Source organism: Pseudobutyrivibrio sp. (assembly GCF_017471675.1).
Taxonomy (GTDB): Bacteria; Bacillota; Clostridia; order Lachnospirales; family Lachnospiraceae; genus Pseudobutyrivibrio.
The window spans coordinates 12,489-34,204 of the sequence record NZ_JAFUSK010000072.1 but is presented as its reverse complement, the minus strand read 5'-3'; the positions used below and the strand labels follow the sequence as shown (position 1 = coordinate 34,204).

At 39.7% G+C, this 21,716-nt stretch carries 16 protein-coding genes and 1 pseudogene; 14 read left to right on the top strand and 3 right to left on the bottom strand.

Annotated elements, in window-relative coordinates:
• Positions 1-43: 43 nt before the first annotated feature.
• Positions 44-4,282: a hybrid sensor histidine kinase/response regulator gene (locus tag IJ535_RS11750; protein WP_294303066.1), complete on the top strand. Its 4,239-nt coding sequence runs from the start codon at positions 44-46 to the stop codon at positions 4,280-4,282.
• Positions 4,283-4,976: 694 nt separating this feature from the next.
• Here the strand turns inward: IJ535_RS11750 and IJ535_RS11745 are convergent.
• Positions 4,977-5,873, bottom strand: a complete 897-nt coding sequence (locus IJ535_RS11745) for a DNA/RNA non-specific endonuclease (RefSeq protein ID WP_294303063.1) — start codon at positions 5,871-5,873, stop codon at positions 4,977-4,979.
• A 327-nt stretch (positions 5,874-6,200) separates the two neighbouring features.
• Here IJ535_RS11745 and ispF point away from each other — a divergent pair, with 327 nt between their 5' ends.
• From ispF to IJ535_RS11720, 5 genes are all read left to right on the top strand, one after another.
• Positions 6,201-6,743, top strand: coding sequence for a 2-C-methyl-D-erythritol 2,4-cyclodiphosphate synthase (ispF, locus tag IJ535_RS11740; RefSeq protein WP_294303060.1), 543 nt, complete (start codon positions 6,201-6,203; stop codon positions 6,741-6,743).
• Positions 6,744-6,936: 193 nt separating this feature from the next.
• Positions 6,937-8,364, top strand: coding sequence for a cysteine--tRNA ligase (gene cysS / locus IJ535_RS11735; protein WP_294303057.1), 1,428 nt, complete (start codon positions 6,937-6,939; stop codon positions 8,362-8,364).
• A complete protein-coding gene (locus IJ535_RS11730; RefSeq protein ID WP_294303054.1) occupies positions 8,349-8,789 on the top strand; it encodes a Mini-ribonuclease 3 in 441 nt (146 codons plus the stop codon). The genes cysS and IJ535_RS11730 overlap by 16 nt, the downstream gene beginning before the upstream one ends.
• A 173-nt stretch (positions 8,790-8,962) precedes the next feature.
• Entirely contained in the window at positions 8,963-9,712 is a 750-nt protein-coding gene (gene rlmB / locus IJ535_RS11725; protein ID WP_294295172.1) for a 23S rRNA (guanosine(2251)-2'-O)-methyltransferase RlmB, read from the top strand.
• 8 nt (positions 9,713-9,720) lie between these two features.
• Positions 9,721-10,299: a sigma-70 family RNA polymerase sigma factor gene (locus IJ535_RS11720; RefSeq protein ID WP_294303046.1), complete on the top strand. Its 579-nt coding sequence runs from the start codon at positions 9,721-9,723 to the stop codon at positions 10,297-10,299.
• A gap of 45 nt (positions 10,300-10,344) precedes the next feature.
• Here IJ535_RS11720 and aroD read toward each other — a convergent pair whose 3' ends face one another.
• Positions 10,345-11,106, bottom strand: coding sequence for a type I 3-dehydroquinate dehydratase (gene aroD / locus IJ535_RS11715; RefSeq protein WP_294303043.1), 762 nt, complete (start codon positions 11,104-11,106; stop codon positions 10,345-10,347).
• Between the two features lie 184 nt (positions 11,107-11,290).
• On the opposite strand from aroD, the pseudogene IJ535_RS11710 reads away from it, so the two are divergent.
• Positions 11,291-11,809 (top strand): annotated as a pseudogene (locus IJ535_RS11710) (shikimate kinase); the annotation flags it as partial.
• Positions 11,810-11,831: 22 nt separating this feature from the next.
• Here the strand turns inward: IJ535_RS11710 and IJ535_RS11705 are convergent.
• On the bottom strand, positions 11,832-12,638 hold the full coding sequence (locus IJ535_RS11705) for a histidinol-phosphatase HisJ family protein (RefSeq protein WP_294303040.1): 807 nt from the start codon (positions 12,636-12,638) through the stop codon (positions 11,832-11,834).
• A gap of 220 nt (positions 12,639-12,858) precedes the next feature.
• Between IJ535_RS11705 and gap the strand changes: the two genes are divergently transcribed.
• The 7 genes from gap (at position 12,859) to IJ535_RS11670 (ending at position 21,666) form a co-directional block, all read left to right on the top strand.
• Positions 12,859-13,875, top strand: a complete 1,017-nt coding sequence (gap, locus tag IJ535_RS11700; protein WP_294303036.1) for a type I glyceraldehyde-3-phosphate dehydrogenase — start codon at positions 12,859-12,861, stop codon at positions 13,873-13,875.
• 276 nt (positions 13,876-14,151) lie between these two features.
• Entirely contained in the window at positions 14,152-15,375 is a 1,224-nt protein-coding gene (locus tag IJ535_RS11695; protein ID WP_294303032.1) for a phosphoglycerate kinase, read from the top strand.
• 292 nt (positions 15,376-15,667) lie between these two features.
• Entirely contained in the window at positions 15,668-16,414 is a 747-nt protein-coding gene (tpiA, locus tag IJ535_RS11690; RefSeq protein ID WP_074790640.1) for a triose-phosphate isomerase, read from the top strand.
• Positions 16,415-16,543: 129 nt separating this feature from the next.
• On the top strand, positions 16,544-17,797 hold the full coding sequence (locus IJ535_RS11685; protein WP_294303022.1) for an SEL1-like repeat protein: 1,254 nt from the start codon (positions 16,544-16,546) through the stop codon (positions 17,795-17,797).
• Complete coding sequence (locus IJ535_RS11680; protein ID WP_294303019.1) at positions 17,784-19,163, top strand: CapA family protein; 1,380 nt, start codon at positions 17,784-17,786, stop codon at positions 19,161-19,163. The genes IJ535_RS11685 and IJ535_RS11680 overlap by 14 nt, the downstream gene beginning before the upstream one ends.
• A 42-nt stretch (positions 19,164-19,205) precedes the next feature.
• Positions 19,206-20,750 (top strand): 2,3-bisphosphoglycerate-independent phosphoglycerate mutase, encoded by a 1,545-nt coding sequence (gene gpmI / locus IJ535_RS11675; RefSeq protein ID WP_294303018.1) that lies wholly within the window; start codon positions 19,206-19,208, stop codon positions 20,748-20,750.
• 49 nt (positions 20,751-20,799) lie between these two features.
• Complete coding sequence (locus IJ535_RS11670) at positions 20,800-21,666, top strand: phosphoribosylaminoimidazolesuccinocarboxamide synthase (RefSeq protein WP_294303016.1); 867 nt, start codon at positions 20,800-20,802, stop codon at positions 21,664-21,666.
• Positions 21,667-21,716: the final 50 nt, after the last annotated feature.

Sequence of the window (21,716 nt, the reverse complement as noted above, 5' to 3'; positions counted from 1 at the left end):
ATTTGTTAACAGTTTGTAGATTCTTCTTTTATATAATTCGAATATGAGAAAAAAGACAGGTAGTGTATGTGCTCTTATTGCATTGATATTTGCATTTGCTGTTTCGCAAGCTAATGCAAGCTTTGCTAAGGAAGCCACAGCTATAGAGGGGAAAGTAAATATTGGCGGAGGTTATGCTGCAACGAAGCAGCTTGATAATATGGGCTACTATGCTCAAATTTATGATGCCAAAAATGGGCTTCCTACATCTGAGGCTAATTTCATTATAGGCGCTTCAGATGGCTATATCTGGATTGGCGGATACAGTGGAATCATTAGATATGATGGTTCCAGCTTTTTTAGATTTACAAATACTGAAGGGCTTACCAGTGGGCGAGGTCTTTTTGAGGATTCAAAAAAACGAATCTGGGTAGGAACTAATGATAACGGAGTTGTATATTTTAACTCCTATCGTGAAGCAGTTCATTTAACAACTGAGGGAGGGCTTCCATCTTCATCTATACGTACATTTGCAGAGGATGAGGCTGGAAATGTCTTCATAGGAACTACTGAGGGTATTGCCTATGTTGATACCAACGAAAATCTCTGTCACTTGGATGATGACAGAATAAATAGCGAACGAATCTTAAGGATGGATTCTGGCAAGGACGGTACCATTTATGGCTACACCAAAACCGGAGCTATCTTTTCTATTAATGCATGTCAATTATCTTCATATTATGCAGGAGATTCATTAGGAGATATTGATATTTCAAACATCTATGCTGACAGCACTAATGATGGGAAAGTTTATATTGGCACTAAGTCTGATAAGCTATACTACGGAAATTATGGCGATAAGCTTGAGGATATGAAGGAAATTTCCGTTGCACCTTTAAATACAATCAAGTGGATTATGTCTGCCTGTGATCGCATTTGGGTTGCATCGGAAAGCGCATTTGGTTATGTGGATGAGGATGAAAGCTTTCATGTAATAGATAATACACCTATAAATAGTGGCATAGAAATGATGACGGCTGATTATCAAGGAAACATTTGGATTGCATCATCACGCCAGGGTGTTATGAAGCTGGTTTCTAACAATTTCACCAATGTGACGGCCGAGGCAGGAATTGAAGATTTGGTGGTTAATTCCACATGTCTTTATAATGATTCCTTGTATATTGGCACCAATGAAGGTTTGATTTATCTCAAGGATAAGACCACTGTAGAAGAAACAGCGTTGACTGAATACGTGGGAAATGCCAAGGTAAGAGATGTGGCAAAAGATTCTAATAATAATCTTTGGATTTCTACCTTTACAAATGGTCTAGGTGTAGTCTGTCAAAAGGCAGATGGCACTATCATTAATTTTACAAAAGCAGATGGTATGCCTAGCAATGAGGTTAGGTGTACAGATGAAGCTAAGGATGGCACAATCGTTGCTGCTACCAATGGCGGTATGGCCGTGATTAAGGATTTTAAGGTGGTAGGAAGCATTGACAAAAGCTCTGGTATAAAGAACACCGTATTTTTGGATTTGCAGACTGGCCAGGAAGGTGAGGTTTACATAGCCACAGATGGAGATGGAATCTATGTGGTAAAAGGCGATTATATTACAAAGCTGGGTAAGAGTGATGGACTTACAAGTGATGTAATTAATAGAATAAAATGGGATGAAAAGCGTAAGCTTTATTGGATAGTTACATCTAATAGTATTGAGTATATGAAGGATGGGGTGATTACTCATGTAAGCACCTTCCCTTATAACAATAATGATAATATCTTCTTTGATAACAATGATGGACTTTGGGTATTAGCATCCAACGGTATTTACGTGGTAAAAGCAGAGGAGATGTTAAATAATGAGGTGCAGGATTATAGGCTGCTTACACTTGCCAATGGTCTTACAAGTATGCCGATCCTTTCTGAATACAGTGCAATAGATGATGATGGAAATCTTTATATTGCAGGAATGACTGGCGTATCTTTAGTAAACATTAATGATTACAAGTCAGGCAATGTCAGAATCAAAACGGGTGTTACTAGGATAAGCTGTGATGATGTAAACCTTGCACCTGAATTAGATGGAACATACATCATTCCTGCTTCCAATGGACGTGTCCAGATTAATCCTGCAGTTTTGGACTATTCTATGACAAATCCACTTGTTAGAGTATTTCTAGAAAATAGTACCGACCCTGGATTTACTATTCACAGGGAGTCAATGTCAACCTTGGAATTTACTGGAATGAGATATGGTAACTACACCTTACATATTCAGATACTTGATGAATCTACATCTGAGGTGCTTATTGATGATACGTATAAGCTTGTTAAGCAGCCAATGTTTTTTGAACGCACCCTTGTAAGAGTTGTACTATTGATTCTTCTTGCAGTATTTGCAGGTTTTGTTGTTTGGCGTGTTATGACCTGGACTGTTATTCGTCGTCAGTATGATGAGATACAGGCAGCAAAGGATGAGGCGGAGCGAGCAAATAGCGCTAAGAGCCGTTTCCTTGCAAATATTTCTCATGAGATTCGTACCCCTATCAACACTATTATGGGTATGGACGAAATGATTCTCAGGGAGAATCCAGAAGGGGTTCCAAAGCCATATCTTATGACTGTTATTAATAACGCCATGGATATTCGTACGGCTACTGAGTCCCTTCTTAGTCTTATAAATGAGATACTTGATATTTCAAAGATTGAATCTGGCAAGATGCATTTGGTTGAGCAGGACTACGAGCCTGAGACCCAGCTTCGTGCAATCATTACCATGATTAGAGTAAGAAGCGAGCAGAAGGATTTAAGCTTTGATGTTAACATTGATGAGAATATCCCAAAGGTTCTATATGGTGATGGAGGCAAGGTTAAGCAGATAGTATTAAATCTTTTAACAAATGCGGTTAAGTATACTGAAAAGGGTGGCTTTACACTAACAGTTTTGGTTGAAAGTATTGTTGATGATATCTGCGATGTTAGAATATCAGTTAAAGATACAGGTATAGGTGTTAGAACAGAGGATTTGGAAAAGCTGTTTACCGCATACGAGCGCTTAGATGAAAAGAAGAACAGCGGAATTCAAGGCACAGGCTTAGGACTTGATATTTCCCGAAGATTTGCTGAGCTCATGGGCGGAAAGCTATGGTGCGAAAGTGTATATGGAGAGGGTTCAGAGTTTATATTTACCTTTAAACAAAAGATTACTGACCCTACTCCTATTGGCAAATTTAAGGAGAGAATCGAGGAGGCTCCACCGGGATTCTATGTACCTCAGTTTATAGCGCCAAATGCAAGAATCCTTGTAGTAGACGACAATCCAATGAATCTAAATGTAATCAAAGGATTACTAAAGCCTACTCAGATTAATATTACAACAGCAGCAAGTGGTGAAGAATGCTTATCAATCCTTGAAAAAGAGAAGTTCCATATAGTGCTGTTAGATCACCTGATGCCTGGCATGGACGGTATTGAAACAATGGGCAAGATAAAGGCCTTGTATCCTAATCTTCCTGTATACGCCCTTACTGCAAATGCTATGCCGGATGCTGAGCAGTTCTATAAAACAAACGGCTTCTTAGGTTATATAGCAAAGCCTATTGATAGTAAATTCCTTGAGTCAACTATCATGAAGCATATTGGGGATGAAATCATCAAAAAGCCAGCAAGTGAGCAGGTTCAAAACGAACCTCAGGAATTGCCAGAGTACTTACAGTGGGTTAAGGAAGTAGATGCCATTGTGCTGGAGGATGGTATTAGAAACAGTGGTGGAATTGCTGTGTACGAGCATAGCTTAGTTGATTTCTACGATACTATCGATATAAATGCAGACACCATAGAAAAGGCTTTAAATGATAATGATATCAGGCTATACACTGTAAAAGTTCATGCCCTTAAATCTTCTGCAAGAATAGTAGGTGCCATGGAGCTGTCATCCCTAGCAGAGCAGCTAGAGGAAGCGGGCAAAAAGGAAGATTTAACCTTCATCAACAGCAATACACCTAAGCTTTTATCTGACTACAGAAGCTTTAAGGAAATCCTCTCAAGGGTTAAGGCTGGTGAGGAAGCTTCTGATACTGATGCAGCGGCTAAGTTACCTATTGATGCTGACGAACTATCAAGCGCCTACGAAGCCTTGACAGAGCTTGTATCACAGATGGATTACGACGGCGCCGAAATGGTAATTAATGAGGTAATGTCATACAAGCTCCCCGACGCCGATGCAGCTAAGTTCAAGGAGCTGCAAAAGTACCTTAAGCGCTTTGATTGGGATAAGATGGAAGAAATACTTGGCTAGTTTAATAATTAGTGTTAAGCAGCGCCCAACCTTGTTGATGGTTGGGCGCTGTTACTATCTTAGGGGGATTTTTTCCGTGGGGTAGTAGTAGATTTTGGAATGGTTACTATCTGAGGGAGATATTTGTAGTGGGGTAGTAGTAGATTTTGGAATGGTTACTATCTGAGGGAGATATTTGTAGTGGGGTAGTAGTAGATTTTGGAATGGTTACTATCTGAGGAAGATTTTTGTAGTGGGGTAGTAGTAGATTTTGGAATGGTTACTATCTGAGGGAGATTTTTGTAGTGGGATAGTAGTAGATTTTGGAATGGTTACTATCTGAGGGAGATTTTTGTTGTGAGATAGTAGTAGATTTGAAAATACTTACTATCTGTGATGATTTTTTTGCAGGGGATAGTAGTTGAGATGAAAATACTTACTATCTACCCTGATTTTTATGTATGAGATAGTAGTTGAACTGGTTTATTACCCCAGTGGAGAGAATAGGCATAGATACAGTGGTAAAAAATCTTTGAAATTACCACTGTCAAGCATAAAATGTTATATACAGTGGTAAAGTAAAGCCATTATTACCACTGTAAAAGTGAACACTATCCTACCAGTGGTAAAAAGAGACCTGAATTACCACTGGTAGAAAATATATTATTATACAGTGGTAAATTAAAGAGCAGGACCCGAGTCCTGCTCAATATACTTACCAACATTTTGAACATTTACTGTAACCTTGGGAAACTGCGTTTGCTTCTGTTGTAGTAGTAGCTTTTGCCGGGTTCATACGGCCGCAGTTATTGATGCTGTGATAGCAGCTTCCTGTAGCAGATAAGTATACAGTTTGACCGCTAGAAGCTTGAGCCTGTAAATCTGTATTGCTACTAGTTTGGCTAGGTGTAGGTACAGCAACAGTTTGTTGAGCGGAAGCAACACTATTTCCGTTTGAATAATCTATAGTGATACCAGGTTGAACATTATAGCATAAAACATTATATCTAATGCCAGCACCATTATCTTCTACGGACCATGCTTCAATCTGCACATAGCTTGCAACAAGATTGTTTCCTTCAAAGATAGGGGTTACTCGGTATAAAACATGATTATTTGTTTTAGTTACGTAATCGGCAACTGCATTTTCGAAAGGCAACATTCCTGTTACATTTAGATAGCGTGTTCCAGTAATAAGATTCTTTTCATTTGCGTTCTCGCCAGCAAGCTGATAACCGATTAAATGGCATCTATTATACAAGTAGTTTCCATCGATCAAATCATTATATTTAACAGTTTGCCAACCCGATGGACGGATTTGTCCTATTTCACCGCGTTCCTCTGTTGGCATAATTTCTTTACTAATATTCGCATAAGCAACTCCACAACGACCGAGTCCATCTAATTCAGAATAGGTCTCAAATGCATCAGTTCGCGTTTTATCTGAATCTGCAAAAGCTGGAGTATTATTATTAACTACATAATAAGCCTGTCCACTATATTGTGGAATTCCTTCAGCTAATACGGGATATGACAATTCTGGTAGGAATGAGACAAATAAAAAAGATACAATAATTGAAAGTGATATTCTAATCTTTGTTATATTTCGCATAGCTTGGCACCTCCTAATGTTATAAATTATATTTATAAATGTTATAAAAGCGTGAAATATAACATCGGAGAATGGAACAAAATGCATACACTATTTTTGTATTGATTTAATAAAAAAGCGAATTCAATATTAAATTGATTCACTTTGTTATTCGTCTTCGAATTTAGTTTCGTTCATTTCTGGAAAATCAAGTAGTTCAGACACGGTCATGCTATAAATGGGCACCATTTCTCTTACTAAAATGCCCCTATTAAACTTGAGGATTTTTTGATATAATACTGTAGTTTAATAGGTAATAAATTTGTTTTATATAGATTAGGAGGCAGCATGAGAATAGGTACAGGTTATGATGTACATAAGCTTGTGGAAGGCCGAGATTTGATTATAGGTGGTGTGAAGATTGAGCATACACTTGGGTTACTTGGTCATTCTGATGCGGATGTACTTTTGCATGCAATAGCGGATGCTGTGCTTGGTGCAGCAGGATTAAAGGATATAGGGGCACATTTCCCTGATACTGACCCTAAGTATAAAGGGGCAGATTCCATGAAGCTTTTAGAGCAGGTTAGAGAGCTTGTTATGGATGAGGGTTATGTAGTTGGTAATGTGGATGCTACAGTTATCGCCCAGGCTCCAAAGCTTCGTCCTTACATTGATAAGATGGAAGAAAACGTAGCAAAGTGTCTTGGTATCGATGTTAGCCAGGTTAATATCAAGGCTACTACAGAAGAACACCTAGGCTTTACAGGGCGTGAAGAGGGCATTAGCTCCCAGGCAGTCTGTTTGCTCTACGAGTTTTATGATGGCAGCAACGTAGTATTTGATAGCGCCCGCAGCTGCGAAGGCTGTGCAGGCTGCGCCCGTAAATAAATACAGTATATTATTAGGTGAGTAGATTACAGGGTTTAAAATATGTTATTCAAAAGACCTTTGAAAAACGTCAGCACTTAGCGAACATGTAATGTGAGCTTAGTACTGCTACGTTTTTCGCAGAGCGCAAGCGTGTCGTTGAATAATATATTTAAAACTCTGTAATCTGCGGACTATAGATTGGAGAATAACAATGGCAAATAAATTTACATTTTATAATACTTTGGATAGAAAGGTGGAGGAGTTCCACTCTAGAGAAGAGGGCAAGGTAGGCATTTACACCTGCGGCCCTACAGTATACCACTTCGCTCATATCGGAAATATCCGTACATATATCATGCAGGATGTGCTTATTAAGGCACTTGAGTATGCAGGCTATGATGTTAAGCGTGTTATGAATATCACTGATGTTGGTCATCTTTCAAGTGACGCAGATACAGGTGAGGATAAGATGGTAGCTGGCGCAAAGCGTGAGCACAAGACAGTTATGGAGATTGCAAAGTTTTATACAGATGCATTCTTCAAGGATTTTGATGCAGTTGGAAATAAGCGCCCAGATGTGGTTGAGCCTGCAACTAACTGCATTCCAGAGTTTATTCACATGGTAGAGGTTCTTCTTGAAAAGGACTACGCTTACGTTGCTGGCGGCAATGTATATTTTGATACTAGCAAGCTTGATGATTATTATGTATTTTCATCATCAGTTGAAAAGGAAGCACTTGAAGTAGGCGTTCGTGATGATGTAGAAGAGGACGTTAACAAAAAGAACAAGACTGATTTTGTTCTTTGGTTTACAAAGTCTAAGTTTGAAGACCAGGCTCTTAAGTGGGAAAGCCCTTGGGGTGTGGGTTACCCAGGATGGCATATTGAGTGCTCATGCATTTCTATGAAGCACTTAGGAGAATATATTGATATTCACTGCGGTGGTGTAGATAATATCTTCCCACATCACACTAATGAGATTGCACAGTCTGAGGCTTATCTTGGTCATAAGTGGTGCAATTACTGGTTCCATAGCAATCACCTTAATGACCAGTCAGGTAAGATGTCTAAGTCAAAGGGGGCAATCCTTACTGTTTCTGTTCTTCAGGAAAAGGGCTATGACCCACTAGTTTATAGATTTTTCTGCTTGCAGTCACATTATCGTAAGCCACTTGTGTTCTCTTGGGAAAATCTTGATAACACAGTTACAGCATACAATAAGCTGGTTAAGAGAGTATCAGAGCTTAAGGCTGAAGGTGCTGTTGATGAGGCAGTAAAGGCAGAGTACGAAGGTAAATTCTTAGATGCTGTTTCAAATGATTTGAACACATCAATGGCTATCACTGTTTTATATGACGCTCTTAAGGCAGATACAAATGATGCTACAAAGCTTGCCTTAGTAGAAAGCTTTGATAAGGTGCTATCACTTGATTTAATAGGACATGCAAAGGCTCTCGCTGATGCTGGTTCATCAGTAGATGCTGAGCTTGAAGCATATATTAACGATGCTATCGCTCGCCGTGCTGAAGCTAAGAAGGCAAAGGATTTTGCAACAGCTGACGCAATCCGTGATGAGCTTTTAGCAAAGGGTGTTGAGATAAAGGATACTCGTGAAGGTGTAGTATGGCATCTAGTTTAAATGAATATTTAAATGACAAGTTTAATATTGAACCAAAGGATATCAGAACATATTCCCCACTGACACTAGCTTATATTGGTGATGCAATTTTTGATGTGGTTATTCGTTCTATACTTGTGAATAAGGGGAATACTCCTGTAAATAAGCTACATCAACGTGCCAGCCAGATAGTTAAGGCTACCACTCAGGCTGCCATGATTATCGCACTTATGGATGAGCTGACAGATGAGGAACGCGACTGGTATCGTAGAGGACGTAATTCCAAGCCTCATACCAAAGCCAAAAACGCTAGCACAATGGATTATCTGGAGGCTACAGGCTTCGAAGCCGTAATGGGATATCTCTACCTAACCGGCGACATGGATCGTATATGCGAATTAGTTAATCGTGGAATCGAACTGACAGGTCTAGATATTTTGGATTAGTAACTATAGTAAGTTTATTTAGAAAGAGTAAGGCAGTTTCAATAAATTATAGGACAGTATTCAGATAACAATGTATTAGATTTCTGAATGAGACATAAGTCGAATGAAGAATTCTAATTATTGTTAGCGTAGAATACTGTATAAATATTTGGACAACTGCCGTAGGTTTTAGAATGGAAGAAAGTAGAATTGTAGAAGGTCGTAATGCAGTATTAGAGGCCTTCAGAAGTGGAAAGACAATCGACAAGCTGTTTGTTCTTGAAGGCTGCAAAGATGGTCCAGTTCAGACGATTCTTAGAGAAGCTAAGAAAAGCAAAGATACAGTAATTAGCTTTGTTAAGAAGGAGCGCTTAGACCAGCTTTCAGAGACAGGAAAGCATCAGGGCGTTCTAGCTTATGCTGCAAGCTACGATTATGTAGAGCTTGATGAAATCATGGCACGTGCCAAGGAAAAGGGCGAGGCTCCATTCCTTATCATCCTTGATAACATCGAGGATCCTCATAACTTAGGCGCAATCATCCGTACAGCTAATCAGGTTGGCGCGCACGGTGTTGTTATTCCAAAGCACAGAGCTGTTGGTCTTACAGCTACAGTAGCAAAGGCATCTGCAGGAGCTATCAACTATACTCCAGTTGCAAAGGTTACAAACATTTCTAAAACTATGGAAGAGCTTAAAGAACAGGGTATGTGGTTTGTATGTGCCGATATGGGTGGCACCACCATGTACGACCTTAACCTTACAGGTTCAATAGGCCTTGTTATAGGTAATGAAGGCCACGGTGTTTCTGATTTAGTAAAGAAGAACTGTGACATGGTAGCTTCAATCCCGATGTACGGTGATATCGATTCACTTAATGCATCGGTGGCTTGCGGTGTACTTGCATACGAAGTAGTTAGACAGAGAATTAATAATACTAAATAGAGGATTCGATGATAACTTATTCTAATTATTCAGATGAAGAACTTGTTAAAATGTATCAGGATGGCGACCAGGCCGTCCTGAATTTTATATGTGAAAAATATAAGCCTCTAGTGTTGAAAAACTCCAAGAAATATTTTCTTGTTGGTGGAGAAAATGAGGATTTAATACAGGAGGGGATGATAGGACTTTTTAGTGCAATAGGAGATTATGACATTACCTCTGAGGTTACATTTTTTCATTTTGCCCAGATGTGTATTGACAGGCAGATGATAAAGGCTATAGAGGCAAGCAACAGAAAGAAGCATTCTCCTCTTAATGCCTATGTATCGCTGTATGATGAAGAGGGGGAAGAACTGGAAGAACCAGCATACTTAGCTGATGATCCAGCGGAATTGGTAATAGAGGCTCAGGAGAATCTTGATTTAATTGATAGATTAAAGCAGGCTCTCTCTCCAATGGAGAAGCAGGTGTTTGATTTGTACATGCAAGACCTTGATTACAAGGAGATAGCTGCAAAGTTAGGTAAGCCTGAAAAATCTATTGATAATACTCTTACACGTATAAAAGCAAAAGCAAAGAATATTTAAAAGGTGGTAGCTTACAAAAGCTGCCACCTTTTAGGTTGAATAAATCTAAATATATTCGTGAATCAGACTAAGTATCTTACTAAGGTCTTCTACATTCATTTGACCTGGGGCAGAAGTCTTGCCTATTGCGCCAAAGGTAAGTGCAGAGCCAAAGGCTTCCCCACACAATCTACTGATTAGCCCCATGCTACCCATGGACATGGTAATTATTGGGGTGTCGCAATGATTTGTAGCCATCTCTTCTGTGGCTGCAAGTAGTGTGATAACATCCTTCTTACAGGTAGGCATGACAGCAATCTTTGGAATATCAGCCCCAAGCTTTTGCATTTTTATTAGGCGTTCTAATATTTCATCCTTATCAGGTGTTTTGTCAAAATCATGATTAGACGCAATAACTTTCACATTATTAGCATGTGCCGTTGTAACGATTTTACTTACTATATCATCACCTGAAAACAGCTCTACATCAACAAGGTCAATAAGATTTGTTGATATTACATCTAAATTTAATTTAAGGTAATGCTTCTTATCTAAGGCCTTTTCGCCACCTTCATTGGCTGTGCGAAAAGTAAAAAGTAGTGGTGTATCCTCAAGGAGAACTCTTAGCTCCTTTAACACCTCAGTAACTTTATCAAAATCTAATGCATCCTCAAACCAGTCTACACGCCATTCTACTATGTCATGACTAGTAGCCTTAATTACAGCAGCAGCCTTAAGAATATCTTCCTTTGTTTTACCAACAATAGGGACGCAAATCTTTGGCATGCCTTCACCTATAACTACATTTCTTACCTTTACAGTGCTCATACAGGAATCCTTTCAAGCTTAACAATTAGTTTGCTACATTAGTGTACCTAAGATTTATAAATAATCCAAGGTCTACATAAAAACTTATAAAAGTTTAATTTAAAAATAATTTTAGCTTCTTCTTAATTTTTTGTTTTATTCACCATATTTTTTTGTTACTATATTTTTCAAAGTGACGAGGAGAAATGCTATGAAGCTTAATTACAACATTGTTCTTATAGGATTTATGGGAACTGGTAAATCTACAATATCGGCTCATCTTTGCAGATGCTTTGATATGGAAACAGTAGATATGGATCAGGTTATTGCCGAAAAAGAGGGAATGTCTATTTCAAAGATTTTTGAGACCTATGGAGAAGAGTACTTCAGAAATGCTGAAACTAATCTTTTGAAGGAGTTGCAATCTAGAAAAAATGTGGTTATTTCTTGTGGTGGCGGAACTCCCCTTAGAGAGGAAAATGTTAAGGAAATGAAGAAAAATGGCAAGGTTGTTCTTCTTACAGCAAAGCCTGAGACTATATTTGAACGTGTTAAGGATAACCATGACAGGCCTTTACTTGAAAATAATAAAAGTGTTGGATATATAGAAGAGCTTATGCTTAAACGAATGGACAAGTATCTGGCTGCAGCAGACATTGTAATAGAAACTGACAACAAGGATAAGCAGAAGATTTGCGAAGAATTGATAGACGCTCTTAAATAATGTGATAAAAGCCTGGTGTTATCTAAATAGGATAACACTCAGGCTTTCTGTTTTTATAGACAACAAATTCCCTGAAGCCACAGTCTTTGAGCAAATCAGGTAGACGATTAAAATCTGCGGCAACATCGGAAGGTGTGTGAGCATCAGCGCCAATAGTTATTAGCTTTCCTCCCAGCTCATGATATCTTTTTATTATGCTAGGGGCAGGGTTAGGTGCATTCATCCCTTTTCTAAAAGCGGCAGTATTTATCTCTAAAGACTTGTCCAACTTGACTATTCTTTCCAATATTGCATCAATTATATCTGCATAAGGTTTGTGGGTATTATGCTTTTTTTGCTCAGATGGTGCGTAGCGGAATGCATAATCTAAGTGACCTAAAGTATCAAAATCAGTAAATGCAGTAATATTTTCTAATATACACTCATAGTATCTTTTTAATAGTATATCCTCGGAATCTCTTTCCCAAAAGCTTTCAAAGTAAGGATCCCATTTATCAACTAAATGGGTACTTCCAATAATAAAATCATAAGGGAATGCATTTACGGCCTCCCTGCATTTATCTACGATATGAGGCTGTATTCCCACCTCTAATCCTGTAAGAACTGTGAAGTTTTCGTTGGATTCTGACAGTGCTAATTCATGTTGTGTAGGATAGTAGCTTTCCAAATCTAAATCAAAGAATCCAAATTCCTTAGGGTAGTCTAAATCCAGATGGTCAGTGAAAGTAATGCCCCGCAACCTCTTAAGCTTTGCAACTTTTATCATATCAATAGGTTCGGCGTCAGAATCTCCTGAAAAATTACTGTGCATGTGATTGTCCCAAAGCATATCTGCCTCCCAAAAATATATTCATAATATTCAAATAATTCTACCATAGGCCTTGATTTAAAACTAGTTTTGGATTCATAAAATAGTAAAGTTTGAGAAAAATTTAACAATATTTCATTTTGGGGTTGAAATCTATTTAGACATTGTATAAAATGAAGTGCATAAGGGCGCTTTGAGCGACCTAAGAAAATTTTAAAAGAATCTTTAGGAGGATTTAAAAATGGCAGTAAGAGTAGCAATCAACGGTTTTGGCCGTATCGGACGTCTTGCATTCCGTCAGATGTTCGGCGCAGAAGGTTACGAAGTAGTAGCAATCAACGACTTAACTAGCCCAAAGATGTTAGCACATCTTTTAAAGTATGATTCATCACAGGGAAAGTACGAGCATGCAGCTGAGGTTTCTTACACAGATGATTCAATCATCGTTTGCGGTAAGGAAATCAAGATTTATGCATTCCCAGATGCAAACAATTGCCCATGGGGAGACCTTAAGGTTGACGTAGTTCTTGAGTGCTCAGGCTTCTACACATCAAAGGAAAAGGCACAGGCTCATATCAATGCAGGTGCTAGAAAGGTTGTTATCTCTGCACCAGCAGGAAACGATCTTCCTACAATCGTTTACAATACAAACCATGAGACACTTAAGGCTTCTGATAACATCATTTCAGCAGCTTCATGTACAACAAACTGCTTAGCACCAATGGCTGACGCACTTAACAAGTACGCTCCAATCCAGTCTGGTATCATGGTAACAATCCACGCTTACACAGGTGATCAGATGACACTTGATGGCCCACAGAGAAAGGGTGATCTTCGTCGTTCACGTGCAGCAGCAGTTAACATCGTTCCTAACTCAACAGGTGCAGCTAAGGCTATCGGTCTTGTTATCCCTGAGCTTAACGGAAAGCTTATCGGTTCTGCACAGCGTGTTCCTACACCAACAGGTTCTACAACAATCCTTACAGCAGTTGTAAACAAGAAGGATGTTACTGTTGAGGGTATCAACGCAGCTATGAAGGCAGCAGCTAACGAGTCATTTGGTTACAACGAGGATGAAATCGTTTCTTCAGATATCGTAGGTATGAGATTTGGTTCTCTCTTCGATGCTACACAGACAATGGTTTCTAAGATTTCTGATGATCAGTACGAAGTACAGGTTGTTTCTTGGTATGATAACGAGAACAGCTACACATCACAGATGGTACGTACTATCAAGTACTTCTCAGAGTTAGCTTAAAAAATTGTCTATTTGTCCATCTGCTTCGTTATGTTGCGCTTGCAGTACTTAGTACAGCTTCGCTTACATGCCTTGCATATGGCCAAATATCCGAATTTTTGGATTTGTTAGGGGTCCGGTCCTTATGGACCGAACCCCTTTTTATTTTAGATATTTAAGTGAGCTAGTAGGTAACAAGCTATCAGATTTTTGAATGAGGCATTCTAGCCGAATGAAAAATTCTGATGCTTGTGACCGTAACTGGCGGACTTGGATTTATTAAGGAGGAATAGAATAATGGCATTAAATAAGAAGACAGTTGATGACATCAACGTAAAGGGCCGTCGTGTTCTTGTTCGTTGCGATTTCAACGTACCACTTAAGGCAGGAGAGATTACAGATGATACACGTATCAAGGCTGCTCTTCCTACAATCAACAAGCTTATCGCTGATGGTGGAAAGGTTATCCTTTGCTCACACCTTGGTAAGGTAAAGAATGGTCCTAACGAGGGCGAGTCACTTGCTCCAGTTGCAAAGCGTCTTTCAGAGAAGCTTGGTAAGGAAGTTACATTTGTATCTGATTACAACGTAACAGGCGAAGCTGCTACAAAGGCAGTTGAGGCTATGAAGGAAGGAGATGTTGTTCTTCTTCAGAATACTCGTTTCAGAGGTGAGGAAGAGACAAAGAACGGTGAAGCATTCTCTAAGGAGCTTGCTGATCTTGCAGATGATTATGTATGCGACGCTTTCGGTTCATCACACAGAGCACACGCTTCTGTAGCTGGTGTTACAAAGTTCATCACAGCTAAGGGTGGTTCTAACGTAGTTGGATACCTTATGCAGAAGGAAATCGACTTCCTTGGCAATGCTGTTGAGAATCCAGTACGTCCATTCGTAGCAATTCTTGGTGGTGCTAAGGTAGCTGATAAGCTTAACGTTATCAACAACCTTCTTGAGAAGTGCGACACACTTATCATCGGTGGTGGTATGTCTTACACATTCCAGAAGGCTCTTGGATACGAAATTGGTACATCACTTTGCGATGATACAAAGCTTGATTACTGTAAGGAAATGCTTAAGAAGGCAAAGAGCATGGGTAAGGAAATCCTTCTTCCACTTGATGCTGTTACAATCAAGGAGTTCCCAGATCCAATCGATGCTCCAGTAGAGTGCATTACATATGATACAGAGGATATGCCAGCTGACAGAGAGGGCTGCGATATCGGACCTAAGACAGTTGAGCTTTTCTCTAACAAGGTTAAGACAGCTAAGACAGTTCTTTGGAACGGACCAATGGGTCTTTTCGAGAACCCAGCACTTGCTGTAGGTACAAAGGCAGTTGCTCAGGCACTTGCTGAGACAGATGCTACAACAATCATCGGTGGTGGTGATTCAGCAGCAGCTGTTAACCAGATGGGATTCGCTGACAAGATGAGCCACATCTCTACAGGTGGTGGTGCATCGTTAGAGTTCCTTGAGGGTAAGGAGCTTCCAGGTGTATACGCAGCAGACGACAAGTAGAATTTCCTTCTTTAGCTTGATTGCTGCGTTAGCAAATGGCTCGCAGTACCTTTGTACAGCTTCGCATTTGCTGCCTTGCACTAAAGCAAAATCAGAAAATTCTTGTTTAATATTTAAATAAATTATATGACCTGAACATACTTATATATTTCTCAAGTGACCTTCTTTTTCCATCCCTACTTAGATGGCACGAAGTGGCATCTTACGTAGGGCAATGAGAAAAAGCAGAGCGAAAGCGTGTCACGGAGAACATATATAAGTATGAGAAGGTCTCATAGAGAAGAGGTAAATTATGGCAAGAAGAAGAATTATTGCCGGCAACTGGAAGATGAATATGACACCTTCTGAGGCTGTAAAGCTTGTTGCTGAGCTTAAGGATTTAGTTAAGAATGATGATGTAGACGTAGTTTACTGCGTTCCTGCAATCGATATTGTTCCTGTAGTAGAGGCTGTTAAGGGTACAAACGTAAATGTTGGTGCTGAGAACTTCTACATCGAGGACAAGGGTGCTTTCACAGGCGAAATCTCAGCTCCTATGCTTGTAGATGCTGGTGTTAAGTACGTTATCATGGGTCACTCAGAGAGACGTGATATCTTTGGTGAGAATGATATTCTTATTAATGCTAAGGTTAAGAAGGCATTTGCTGCTGGCCTTACACCAATCCTTTGCTGTGGTGAGTCTCTTGCACTTCGCAAGGCTGGCACATACAAGGAGTGGATCGAGCGTCAGATTACTTGGGATCTTTCAGGCGTAACAGCTGACCAGGTAAAGAACCTTGTTATCGCTTATGAGCCAATCTGGGCTATCGGTACAGGTGAGACAGCTACAGCTGACCAGGCTGAAGAAGTTTGTGCATTCATCCGTGAGCTTATCGCTAAGCTTTATGATGGTGCTACAGCAGAGGCTGTTCGTATTCAGTACGGCGGTTCGATGAACGCTTCAAATGCAGCTGAGCTTCTTAGCAAGCCAAACATTGATGGTGGTCTTATTGGTGGCGCTTCACTTAAGCCAGATTTCGGTAAGATTGTAAATGCCTAATAGGCTTATAAAAAACTCCTAAAGTTTTTATAAATGCATCAGGTTTCTGATGCATTTTTTTTATTTCAATAGAGCAGGTTTTATGATATAATTTGCGCTGATGGACGTTTACATGTCTTGGAGGAATTTATGAAACGTAACATTCGTTTGTTTTTTATTTTAGGTATGTGTTCTCTTGCACTCACTTCTTGTGCAAAGAAGGAGGTAAAAGAGGCAGAAGATACAGTGGATACTACAGAACAGGTAGCCCTTGATGATGTTGAGGTAGAGGACTATACAGTTCTTAAATATAACGAGCTGGAAGTATTAGCCTACGAGGGCGACACCGATGCTATGGTTATGCTAGGTCGTATGCTTGAATATGGTGCTGATGATGTTAAACAAAGCTTTACTGAGGCAATATCATGGTACCAGATGGCTTCCGATTCAGGCAATATAGATGGAACCTGTGCTCTTGGATATTTTTATCTTACAGGTACAGGGGTTGATAAAAATTTAGAAAAGGCTACAGAGCTTTTTGATGCAGCCATTGAAGGCGGCGCTGTTAATGGTTATGTTGGTAAGGCCAGAGTGCTTTTGGCACAGAGGGACGCTGCAGAGGAAGAGAATGAAGCTGAGGCTTTAGCATCAGATAAAAAGGATACAGATTCTTCAGAAGATAAGAATGATAAAGAAGATAATAAAGACACTAAAGACACTATTTCCGATGAGGATAAGGCTATTTATGATTTATTCTATAAAGCACAGATAGCTGGTGATGTAGATGGTTCTTATTATCTAGGATATGCTTATGAGAATGGAATTGGTACAGTTGTTGATTATAAAAAGGCCTTTGATTATTATTCAAGGGCTGCTAAGAGCACTAGTACTGATTTAGCTGACCAATATGCTAAGAATAAGGCTAATGTTGCAATAGGCCTTCTATATATTAAGGGCAATGGCGTTGAGGAAGATAGCGAACAGGCTATTTCATTTTTTGAAGCGGCCTCAACAGCTGGCTATGCAAAGGGAAGCTATTACTTAGGTCAGATATATGAAAATGGTGTAGGTGTAGATAGGGATTATGAAAAGGCCATGGAGTATTATCTTTTGGCTGCTGATTTGGATTATGCACCTGCTTTAAATCAGATTGGTTACATGTATTACAATGGATATGGCGTAGATGTTGATTTCGCATCTGCTGTTTATTATCAAAAACTTGCAGCGTTGCAGGGTTATGCAATTGCGCAAGTTAATCTTGGTTTTTTATATGAAAACGGATACGGGGTTGAGAGGAATTTGGAAACAGCTTTGTCCTATTACGAAATGGCAGCCGATTCAGGGTACGAGGGAGCCATGGAAGCTGTTGTCCGAGTAAAGGCACAAATAAATGAAGAAATGTAGCAAACACATTATAGGCGCTTGCGTAATCATCTCTTTACTTACTGGATGCGGCAGCAGTACTACAGAGGTTGCTAAGATTAATCTTGGCAAGACTCAGCCGCAAAAGATAGAAATAGTTGATTTAACAGATGCTTGGGACACAATACTTAATAACAGCACAAGAGAATTTATAGGAGGGCATCCTGTTGATGAATCATTCCTTGGAATGGTTACGGCAGATTATGGCAATGATACAATAGAAGAAATTGCCAGTTATGCCAATTTTGATACACCAGAGATATGGTATCAGCTTACAGGTAAAAGTATACATGTGCTTTGGTATGAATATTGCAATATGACAGGTATTCAGCAATATTCCTATGACAAGACTTATGTTTTAGATAAACAGACAGATGGTGATATAGTAATAGATTTCACCGGTGATGTATCCTTTGCAGAAGGGGTTGCCACCACAGATTATATGGATCATCAGATGAATGGCGTGTATGATTGCTTTTCAAAGGAGTTACTTGATGAAATGCAGTCTGCAGACATATTAATGATTAACAATGAGTTCGCATACACTGATAGAGGAACTGCTTTGGCTGGTAAAGCCTATACATTTAGAGGCAATCCTAGCAGGGTCTCACTTATGTCAGATTTAGGCGCAGATATTGTTAGTGTAGCCAACAATCACGTATATGATTACGATGAAATAGGGCTTTTAGATACACTTAATACTCTATCTGAGGCAGGATTGCCTTATGTAGGAGCAGGAGTTAATTTGGCAGAGGCAAGGAAGCCGGCCTACTTTATTATAGGCGGTCGAAAGATTGCCATTGTTGCTGCAACACAGATAGAAAGAACCCTTAATTACACTAAAGAAGCTACTGGCGTTACACCAGGTGTTATGAAATGCTTACATCCAGAGGCTTTTTGTGAGACAATCAGAGAGGCCAAGGCCAATGCTGATTATGTGTTAGTTTTCCCACACTGGGGAACAGAGGGAAATGCAAATTATGGTGCTGACCAGGTAGCCTTAGCCAGAGCCTTTGTGGAGGCAGGGGCTGATGCAATAATCGGAGGTCACACTCACTGCTTGCAGACAGTTGAATACATGGATGATGTTCCAATTTTTTATAGCTTGGGTAATTATTGGTTCGCAACAACAGGCAATATGCCAGCGGATTATGATACAGGCTTAGCTCAAATTCACATTACCCCAGAGGGTAAGATTGAGCCATATTTCATTCCATGTCAGTTTAATGCTGGTGTTACCAAACAGCTTAATTCAGAAGATATAGCATATAGCAATATCATAGATAGCCTTAATGGCTTATCTTCAACAGCCCACATTGATAAGGCTGGACATATTACTAAAAAATAAATAGTTTTTTCTAGCAGTGCTAGATAATAAGGAGGAATTTCTATGAGTAAGAAACCTGTAGTACTTATGGTTCTTGATGGATATGGTCTTAATGACAATCCAAAGGGAAACGCCATTGCAATGGCAAACACACCTGTTATGGATAAGTTAATGGCTGAGTGCCCTTGCGTGGCAGGACAGGCCTCAGGCATGTTTGTTGGTCTCCCTGATGGACAGATGGGTAACTCAGAGGTAGGTCACATGAACATCGGTGCAGGCCGCATCATCTACCAGGATTTAACACGTATAACAAAGGCTATTAACGATGGTGAGTTTTTCCAGAACAAGGTTTTACTTGAAGCTATCGAAAATGCTAAAAAGACTGGCGGAGATATTCATCTTTGGGGTCTTCTTTCTGATGGTGGTGTTCATAGCCACATCGAGCATCTTTATGGAATGCTTGAGATGTGCAAGAAGAACGGCCTTACAAATGTTTATGTACATGCATTCCTTGATGGTCGTGATACTCCACCAGCATCTGGTAAGGATTTCTTAGCACAGCTTCAGTCCAAGATGGATGAAATCGGCGTTGGTGCAATTGCTTCTATCTCTGGACGTTATTACGCAATGGACCGTGATAACAATTGGGATCGTGTTGAGAAGGCTTACAATTCACTTGTTAAGGGCAAAGGTGTTCTTGCAACTTCAGTTCCTGATGCAATGCAGGCTAGCTACGATGAAGGTGTAACTGATGAGTTCGTTCTTCCAACAGTTATTACAGATGCAGCAGGAAATCCACTTTCGCTTGTTAAGAATGGTGATTCAGTTGTATTCTTCAATTTCCGTCCAGACCGTGCTCGTGAAATTACTAGAGCTTTCTGTGATGACAAGTTCACAGGCTTTGACAGAGAGTTCCTTGATTTATATTATGCTTGCTTCAAGGATTATGATGAAACAATTCCTAACAAGCACATCGCTTTCGAAAAGGAGAGCATTACAAATACATTCGGTGAGTTCTTAGCTAACAATGGTAAGAAGCAGTTAAGACTTGCTGAGACTGAAAAATACGCACACGTTACATTCTTCTTCAACGGTGGTGTTGAAGAGCCTAATAAGGATGAAGAAAGAATCCTTGTTAATTCACCAAAGGATGTAGCTACATATGACCTTAAGCCGGAAATGTCGGCACCAGAGGTTGGAGCAAAGCTTGTAGAGGCTATCAAGTCTGATAAGTACGATGTTATCGTTATCAACTTTGCTAACCCGGATATGGTTGGTCATACCGGCGTTATAGAGGCAGCTGTTAAGGCTGTAGAGCGTGTTGACTCACTTGTAGGAGATGCCGTAGAAGCAATCAAAGAAAAGGATGGAGCATTATTCATCTGTGCTGACCACGGTAATGCTGAGAAGATGATTGATTATGAGACAGGAGAGCCACACACAGCTCACACAACAAATCCTGTTCCATTTATCTTAGTTAACTACGATAGTGACTACACACTCCGCGAGGGCGGTGCTCTTTGTGATATCGCTCCTACACTTATCGAGATTATGGGTCTTGAGCAGCCAAAGGAGATGACAGGTAAGTCATTATTAATTAAGAAATAAATAGCATTGCTATTTAAATAAACTAAATAAAAAGAGAGAGGATTTGATTATGAAACCAATTAAAGAAGGAAAAGTAAGAGAAGTATACGATAATGGAGATAGCATTATCATGGTGGCAACAGATCGTATATCTGCATTCGATGTTATTCTTAAGAACAAGATTGTAAACAAGGGTGCAGTGCTTACCCAGATGTCTAAGTTCTGGTTTGACCTGACAAAAGACATCGTTCCAAATCACATGCTTTCAACTGATGTAAATGATATGCCTGAGTTTTTCAGAAATGATGAATACAAGGGTAAATCAATGATGTGCAAGAAGCTTACAATGCTTCCAATTGAGTGCATCGTCAGAGGTTACATCACAGGCTCTGGCTGGGCTAGCTACAAAGAGAATGGTACTGTTTGTGGCATTAAGCTTCCAGAAGGTTTATTAGAATCTGATAAATTACCTGAGCCTATTTACACTCCTTCTACTAAAGCAGAAATTGGTGATCATGATGAAAACATCTCTTATGAACGTTCCATAGAAGTTCTTGAAAAGGAATTTCCAGGTCACGGCGAAGAGTACGCTAAGGCTCTTCGCGATAACACAATCGCTCTTTACAAAAAGTGTGCTGACTATGCTCTTTCAAAGGGTATCATTATAGCTGATACAAAGTTTGAATTTGGTCTTGATGAGAATGGTAATATTGTTCTTGCAGACGAGATGCTTACACCTGACAGCTCACGCTTCTGGCCACTTGAGGGTTATGAGGCAGGTCATGGTCAGCCTTCTTTTGACAAGCAGTTTGTACGTGATTGGCTTAAGGCTAATCCTGAGTCTGATTACCTTCTTCCACAGGATGTTATCGATAAGACTATCGATAAATATTTGGAAGCCTACAAGCTACTTACTGGTAAAGCGCTTGAGGTATAAAGGTAGTTTAGTGACTGCAAAACTTTAGAACATGTGATTTGCAAAAGAAT